The following is a 7,478-nucleotide window of genomic DNA, read 5'->3' as shown; positions in this document are numbered from 1 at the left end:
CTCACACTGCAATAAAGGATGGTTACTCATAACGTAAAGCCTCAGCGGGTTGTACGGCGGCAGCGCGCCATGAAGGGTAAAGCGTGGATAACAGCGAGACCGCCATCGCCACTACGGCAATGATCGTCACCTGGATAGGGTCAACCGCCACTGGCAGAGAAGCCCCGTCGATCAACGCGCCAAGGATCGGCATCAGGTTGTTCAGATTGGTGGCAAGCAGAACGCCTAACAGCGTGCCCAGCAACGAGCCGATAATCCCGGCGCTAGCCCCCTGCACCATAAAGACCGACATGATCTGCCGTCGCGTCAGGCCCAGGGTTTGCAGAATGGCCACTTCGCCCTGCTTCTCCATCACCAACAGGCCCAGCGAGGTAATGATATTGAATGCCGCCACCGCCACGATCAGGCTAAGCAACAGCCCCATCATGTTTTTCTCCATGCGCACCGCCTGGAACAGCTCGCCCTTGCGTTCGCGCCAGTCTTTCCACTGGGTGCCTTCCGGCAGCGTTTGCTGGCTAAGGGTGTCCACGGTCAACGGCTGTTGCAGGAACAAACGCCAGCCGGTGATATTGCCCGCCGGGTAGCGCATCAGACGTGAAGCATCTTGCTGGTTCGCCAACAACTGATAGCCGTCCACTTCGCTATTAGCGTGGAAGGTGCCAATTACGGTGAACAGACGTTGGCTCGGGATGCGGCCCATCGGGGTGAACTGGCTGGCGCTCGGCACCATCAGGCGCAACCGATCGCCACGCTTGACGCCCAACTGCCCGGCAAGCTGCTCACCAATAATCAGGTTGTACTCGCCCGGTTGCAGCTGTTGCTGTTTAACGTTGACCAGATAAGGCGTCAGCGGATCGGGCTGTTGAGGATCAACTCCCAACAGCACACCCACGGCCACGCTACGGGCGCTTTGCAGCACCACATCGCCAGTGGTAAGCGGGGTGACACGGGTGACACCTTGCAGGCTTTGTACGGCGGAGGCTGGCAGCTGCTCAGGGTTGATGGAGCCCTGTTTGCTGGTGATCAGCGCCTGCGGCATAAGCCCCAGGATGTTGTTTTCGAGATCTTTCTCGAAGCCATTCATCACCGAAAGCACGGTCACCAGCGCCATCACCCCCAACGTAATGCCGATGGTGGATAGCCAGGAAACAAACCGCCCAAAGCGGTCTGATGCTCGCCCGCGCATATAACGCAGGCCAATAAATAACGCGACAGGTTGATACATGAAATCCGTTTTGTTGCCGTAGCTTAAGCAAAGTGATCAAGGATAATAAAGGCTCTACCGGGTTTATGGAACCACCCGGCCGGTTTTATTCATCATGTTTGCACGGGTTTACAGAAAATGCCGGATTTTGACCTTCCTGAAGACACGGTTGTTTCCGCTGATAGCCGTTTAACCGTTTGACAATCCGTTTACAACGGGCAAATTAATAGACTGAACGAATCAATGCCAACCACATGAGGTAGCCATGACCGTTACGTCCCACTGCATCACCGCCGCCGATATTGCCAAAGCGGCCGAAATCCTGCAAAACCACGCGATCCGCACACCAGTAATGACTTCCCGCCAGGCGGATGAGATCGCCGGTGCCCAGCTCTTTTTCAAGTGCGAGAATTTCCAGCGCATTGGGGCCTTTAAATTCCGTGGGGCCTATAACGCCATCAGCCAGTTGACCCCAGCTCAGCGCCAGGCCGGAGTGATAGCCTTCTCATCCGGTAACCATGCGCAGGCCATGGCGTTGGCGGCCCGTGAGCTTGGAGTGAACGTCACTATCGTGATGCCGCATGACGCCCCCGCGGCCAAACTGGCGGCAACCCGAGGCTACGGTGCAAACGTGGTGATCTATCAGCGACAAACCGAAGACCGGGAAGCCATCACCCAACGGCTAGCGGCGGAACAGGGCTTAACGGTGATCCCGCCTTACGATTATCCGCAGGTAATGGCTGGCCAGGGCACCGCAGCTAAGGAATTGATCGAAGAAGTTGGCCCGCTGGATATTTTGTTGGTTTGTACCGGTGGCGGCGGGCTGCTCTCTGGATGCGCCATTGCGGCACATCACTGGTCGCCCGGCTGCCGGGTATTTGGCGTCGAACCCGAAGCGGGCAACGATGTGCAACAGGCGTTCCGCAGCGGTGAAAAAGTATGGATCCCGGTACCAAAAACCATTGCCGACGGCGCACAAACCCAGCAGGTAGGCAATCTCACCTTCCCGATCATTCAACACTATGTGGAAGATATTCTGACGGTGACCGACCAACAGCTATGCCAGCAAATGCGTTTCTTTATGGAGCGGATGAAGATGGTGGTCGAACCGACCGGTTGCCTGGCTGCCGCTGCGGCGATGAATCAGCTCATCGATCTGCGGGGCAAAAAAGTCGGGGTGATCGTCAGTGGTGGCAACGTGGACGTCGATAAAATCGGCCAGTACCTCACCATGGCGCAGGATTGACCAAATAACCGCCAACGGAAGCCTCTCACCCGCGATTACTGGTGTCAGTTTATAAACCGCTGGGCTAGTATAACCAAGGTAAAAGGTGATGGGCTTGAACCACTTGATAGTCCCCTCACCCCACCCCTCTCCCAAAGGGAGAGGGAGCCGACTGTGCCACAGCCATACTCCGTACCTAATCGCAACACCGTTCTGGCTTCCTTTTCTTGGGGAGAGGGGTGGGGTGAGGGAGCACGGGTTAGCTTTAGCCAAGCGCCAGGTAAACAGGGTTTTGTGGTATTCACGCGTCAAGCGCCACGGTGAACACCACAAAAACTGTTATTCATTTCATTGATTAAAGATAACTGAATGAGCATTTCTGATAATAGCCGCAGCTCCGCATCCTCCTACCGTTACTCTCTTCCTGACCGCGCGGGCGATTTACGCCAGCTAGGACAGCTCACCGGATCTGCCTGTGCCGTTGAATGCGCCGAAATCGCCGAACGCCATCCCGGCCCGGTGATGCTCATCGCCCCGGATATGCAAAATGCATTGCGGTTGCGTGACGAAATCCAGCAGTTTACCGATCAGATGGTGACCACCCTTTCCGACTGGGAAACGCTGCCGTACGATAGCTTTTCGCCCCATCAGGAAATCATCTCGGCGCGGCTTTCCAGCCTGTATCATCTGCCGACCATGGCACGTGGCATCATCATTTTGCCGGTGAACACGCTGATGCAACGCGTCTGCCCACATGAGTTCCTGCATGGCCATGCGTTGGTGATGAAAAAGGGCCAACGGCTGTCGCGGGATCTGCTGCGGGCACAGTTGGAACAGGCCGGTTACCGCAGCGTCGATCAGGTGATGGAACATGGCGAATTTGCTACACGCGGTGCGCTGCTGGATCTGTATCCCATGGGCAGCGAAGAGCCCTATCGCATCGACTTTTTCGACGACGAGATCGACAGCCTGCGCACCTTTGATGTGGATAACCAACGCACCTTGAGTGAAGTTGAAGCCATCAATCTGCTGCCAGCGCACGAGTTCCCGACCGATAAGGCCGCCATTGAGCTGTTCCGCAGCCAGTGGCGTGAACAGTTTGAAGTACGCCGCGACGCCGAACATATTTATCAACAAGTGAGTAAAGGCACCTGGCCTGCCGGTATCGAATACTGGCAACCGCTGTTTTTCAGCCAGCCGCTGCCTTCCTTGTTCAGCTATCTGCCAGCCAATACGCTGCTCGTCAACACCGGCAACCTGGAAGGAGCAGCCGAGCGTTTCTGGCTCGATGTCAATCAACGCTATGAGAACCGGCGGATCGATCCGATGCGGCCGCTGCTGGCCCCGGAAACCCTATGGCTGCGGGTCGATGCGCTGTTTGCCGAGCTGAAAGCCTGGCCGCGGATGGCGTTGAAAACCGAGGAGCTGCCTGCCAAAGCCGGTTGCACCAACCTGGGCTATCAAACCCTGCCGGATCTGGCCGTCCAGGCCCAGCAGAAGGCACCCCTGGATAATCTGCGACGCTTTATTGAAAGCTTCACCGGTGGCGTAGTCTTCTCGGTAGAGAGTGAAGGCCGCCGCGAAACCCTGCAAGATCTGCTTGGCCGCATCAAGCTGAGTACCAGCCTGATCCATCATCTGGATGAGGTCGAAGCGTCGGGCCGCTATATGATGGTCGGTGCCTCCGAACGTGGCTTCCTGGATACGCTGCGTGACCGGGCGTTGATCTGCGAAAGCGATCTGCTCGGTGAACGCGTCAGCCGCCGTCGGCAGGATAATCGCCGCACCATCAATACCGATACCCTGATCCGCAACCTGGCAGAACTGCACCCAGGGCAGCCGGTAGTGCATCTGGAACACGGCGTTGGCCGCTACGTTGGCCTGACGACGCTGGAAGCCGGAGGCATCAAAGCGGAATATCTGATCCTCTCCTACGCCGGTGAAGACAAACTCTACGTGCCGGTCTCTTCCCTGCACCTGATCAGCCGCTATGCCGGGGGAGCCGACGAAAACGCCCCGCTGCACCGGCTTGGCGGGGATGTCTGGTCGCGAGCCAGGCAGAAAGCCGCCGAACGCGTACGTGACGTGGCCGCCGAGCTGTTGGACATCTACGCCCAGCGTGCCGCCAAGACCGGCTTTGCGTTCAAACATAATCGTGAGCAGTATCAGTTGTTTTGCCAGACCTTCCCGTTTGAGACCACTCCGGATCAGGAACAGGCCATCAACGCGGTACTGAGCGACATGTGCCAGCCACTGGCGATGGATCGCCTGGTCTGCGGCGACGTCGGCTTTGGTAAAACCGAAGTCGCGATGCGTGCCGCCTTCCTGGCCGTCGAAAACGGTAAGCAGGTCGCGGTACTGGTGCCGACAACCTTGCTGGCGCAACAGCACTTCGACAACTTCCGCGATCGCTTTGCCACCTGGCCAATCCGCATCGAAATGATGTCGCGTTTTCGCAGCGCCAAAGAGCAGCAGCAGATCCTTGAACAGGCGGCCGAAGGCAAAGTCGATATCCTCATTGGCACCCATAAGCTGTTGCAGAGCGATCTGCGCTGGAAAGATCTGGGGCTGTTGGTGGTTGATGAAGAACACCGCTTTGGCGTACGTCACAAAGAGCGCATCAAGGCAATGCGTGCAGACGTAGATATTCTGACGTTAACCGCCACGCCAATCCCGCGCACCCTGAATATGGCCATGAGCGGCATGCGCGACCTGTCGATCATTGCTACCCCACCGGCCCGCCGTCTGGCAGTGAAAACCTTTGTCCGCGAGTACGACAGCCTGGTGGTACGCGAGGCCATCCTGCGTGAGGTACTGCGCGGCGGCCAGGTGTATTACCTGTATAACGACGTCGAGAATATCGATAAGGCCGCCGAACGCCTGGTGGAGCTGGTGCCAGAAGCGCGGATTGCCATTGGCCACGGCCAGATGCGGGAACGCGATCTGGAGCGGGTGATGAACGATTTCCACCACCAGCGCTTCAACGTGCTGGTCTGTACCACCATTATTGAAACCGGCATCGATATCCCCAGCGCCAATACCATCATTATCGAACGGGCAGACCGCTTTGGCCTGGCACAGCTGCATCAGCTGCGTGGCCGCGTCGGGCGTTCGCACCATCAGGCCTATGCTTATCTGTTAACACCGAACCCGAAGGTCATGAGCACCGACGCGCACAAGCGGTTGGAAGCGATTGCCTCGCTGGAAGATTTGGGGGCAGGGTTCGCGCTCGCCACCCACGATTTGGAAATCCGTGGTGCTGGCGAACTGCTTGGGGAAGACCAAAGCGGCCAGATGACCACCGTGGGCTTCTCTCTGTATATGGAGCTGTTGGAAAGCGCCGTCGACGCCCTGAAGAACGGGCGCGAGCCTTCGCTGGAAGATCTCACCAGCAATCAAACGGAAGTGGAACTGCGCATGCCAGCGCTGCTACCCGATGACTTTATCCCAGACGTGAACACCCGTTTGTCCTTCTATAAACGCATTGCCAGCGCTAAAAATGAGGGTGAACTGGAGGAGCTGAAGGTTGAGCTGATCGATCGCTTTGGCCTGCTGCCGGATGCGGCGCGTAACCTGCTGCAAAGCGCGGCGATGCGTCAACAGGCACAGCTACTGGGGATCAAACGTATCGAAGGTAACGAACGCGGGGGCTTTATCGAGTTTGGCGAGAAGAACCGGGTCGATCCGGGTTATCTGATTGGCTTGCTGCAAAGCAAACCGCAGGTTTACCGCCTGGATGGGCCGACTAAGCTGAAGTTTATGCTGGATCTCACTGACCGGGCCGAACGACTGAAGTTTATCGGCGAGCTGCTGGCGGCGTTCAGAGAGCATACTTTGGCAGTTTGATGGTCAATGTCCTTCACCCTAACCCTCTCCCAAAAGGAGAGGGGACTGACCGAGTTCGCTATCCGCGACAAAATCCTGCCGGACAACCGCACTGAATAGCTCTCTTCTGCGGGGAAAAAAGATAAATCACAGTACTTGAATACGACGCCAGAACGGCTCCCTCTCCCTGTGGGAGAGGGTTGGGGTGAGGGGTAAATGCCGAAGATCAGACCTTGGTCAGCACCAACTGTCCGCTTTTATCCAGCGGGATCTGGGTGCCTGGATCGTGATCCATGCGGATCTTGCCCTGCTGGTCGCCAATCTTGTAAGTCACGTCATAGCCCAGCATTTTCTGCGACTTGTCATACACCGTTTTGCAGCGCTGCTGCGTGCTGGTGGTAGTATCGTTGTCCTGCAAGGCACCCTGCACCTGGTGACCGGCATACCCACCACCCAGCGCACCTACCACGGTCGCAACATCACGACCCCGGCCGCCGCCAAACTGGTGACCAATCACGCCCCCGGCAACCGCACCCAGTACGGAACCTGCAATGCGGTTTTCATCCTGAACCGGTGCACGATGGGTCACCGTGACGTTCCGGCATTCCTGGCGAGGGGTTTTGACGGTTTCTTTGATCGGTGTTGCGGCGAGAACCTGCGCATATTGTGGGCCGGGAGTAAATACGTCCAGACCGGCCACGGCAGCAATTCCCAGAGCGGCTGCAATACCAATCCCAACACCGGCTATCATTGATTTGTTCACAGGAAATCCTCCTGAATGTGTTACCACGCATTAAGCACCGAGCCAGCTCGCATTAATCACAAGCGCTCTCCCGGTTTACGGCGTGCGTGACGCACCGTCTGTAAACTCTCTAAAGTCTGCACAAGGAAGTTCACCCTCGCAATAAGACTCAATGAGCAAAACGCTCTTAAAATGGGCCAAAACCAATGAATTGAGAGGAATCCTAACCATGCCCGCCCCCTCTCTCACGGCAATAAAAAAACCCACGCGGCAAGCCTACGTGGGTTTTCATCAACCGATCGAGCGGGTTAAAACATCAGTGCATCTTCAGGCGCGGACGGATCACGCGGTTGATCCCCCCCACCAACATCATCAGGCCGGTTTTGGTATAACCATGCAGCGCTACCTGGTGCATACGGTACAGTGAAATATACACCACGCGGGCGATACGCCCTTCGACCATCATTGAACCGCGCATCAGG

General features: G+C 57.0%; 4 protein-coding genes and 1 pseudogene. 2 read left to right on the top strand and 3 right to left on the bottom strand.

Annotated elements, in window-relative coordinates:
* Positions 1-22 precede the first annotated feature (22 nt).
* The gene (gene lolC, locus ACLQ7H_RS08220) at positions 23-1,225 is read right to left on the bottom strand and encodes a lipoprotein-releasing ABC transporter permease subunit LolC (protein WP_411752244.1); all 1,203 of its coding nucleotides are present in this window, start codon (positions 1,223-1,225) and stop codon (positions 23-25) included.
* Between the two features lie 244 nt (positions 1,226-1,469).
* Here lolC and ACLQ7H_RS08215 point away from each other — a divergent pair, with 244 nt between their 5' ends.
* Positions 1,470-2,450: a threo-3-hydroxy-L-aspartate ammonia-lyase gene (locus tag ACLQ7H_RS08215; protein WP_411752243.1), complete on the top strand. Its 981-nt coding sequence runs from the start codon at positions 1,470-1,472 to the stop codon at positions 2,448-2,450.
* A gap of 348 nt (positions 2,451-2,798) precedes the next feature.
* The gene (gene mfd / locus ACLQ7H_RS08210) at positions 2,799-6,275 is read left to right on the top strand and encodes a transcription-repair coupling factor (protein WP_411752242.1); all 3,477 of its coding nucleotides are present in this window, start codon (positions 2,799-2,801) and stop codon (positions 6,273-6,275) included.
* A 205-nt stretch (positions 6,276-6,480) separates the two neighbouring features.
* Here the strand turns inward: mfd and ACLQ7H_RS08205 are convergent, their stop codons facing one another.
* A complete protein-coding gene (locus ACLQ7H_RS08205) occupies positions 6,481-7,017 on the bottom strand; it encodes a glycine zipper 2TM domain-containing protein (RefSeq protein WP_411752241.1) in 537 nt (178 codons plus the stop codon).
* Positions 7,018-7,312: 295 nt separating this feature from the next.
* Positions 7,313-7,478, bottom strand: a pseudogene (locus ACLQ7H_RS08200) (FAD-dependent oxidoreductase); the annotation flags it as partial.

It is taken from the genome of Serratia sp. (in: enterobacteria) (assembly GCF_046715635.1).
Taxonomy (GTDB): Bacteria; Pseudomonadota; Gammaproteobacteria; order Enterobacterales; family Enterobacteriaceae; genus Chania.
The sequence above is the reverse complement of the archived record's forward strand: the minus strand, read 5'-3'. Positions and strand labels throughout refer to the sequence as shown.

What these genes read in the sequence shown, in the direction of transcription:
- lolC (WP_411752244.1), bottom strand. Translation starts at nt 1,225, where the DNA reads ATGTATCAACCTGTCGCGTTATTTATTGGCCTGCGTTATATGCGCGGG.
- ACLQ7H_RS08215 (WP_411752243.1), top strand. Translation starts at nt 1,470, where the DNA reads ATGACCGTTACGTCCCACTGCATCACCGCCGCCGATATTGCCAAAGCG.
- mfd (WP_411752242.1), top strand. Translation starts at nt 2,799, where the DNA reads ATGAGCATTTCTGATAATAGCCGCAGCTCCGCATCCTCCTACCGTTAC.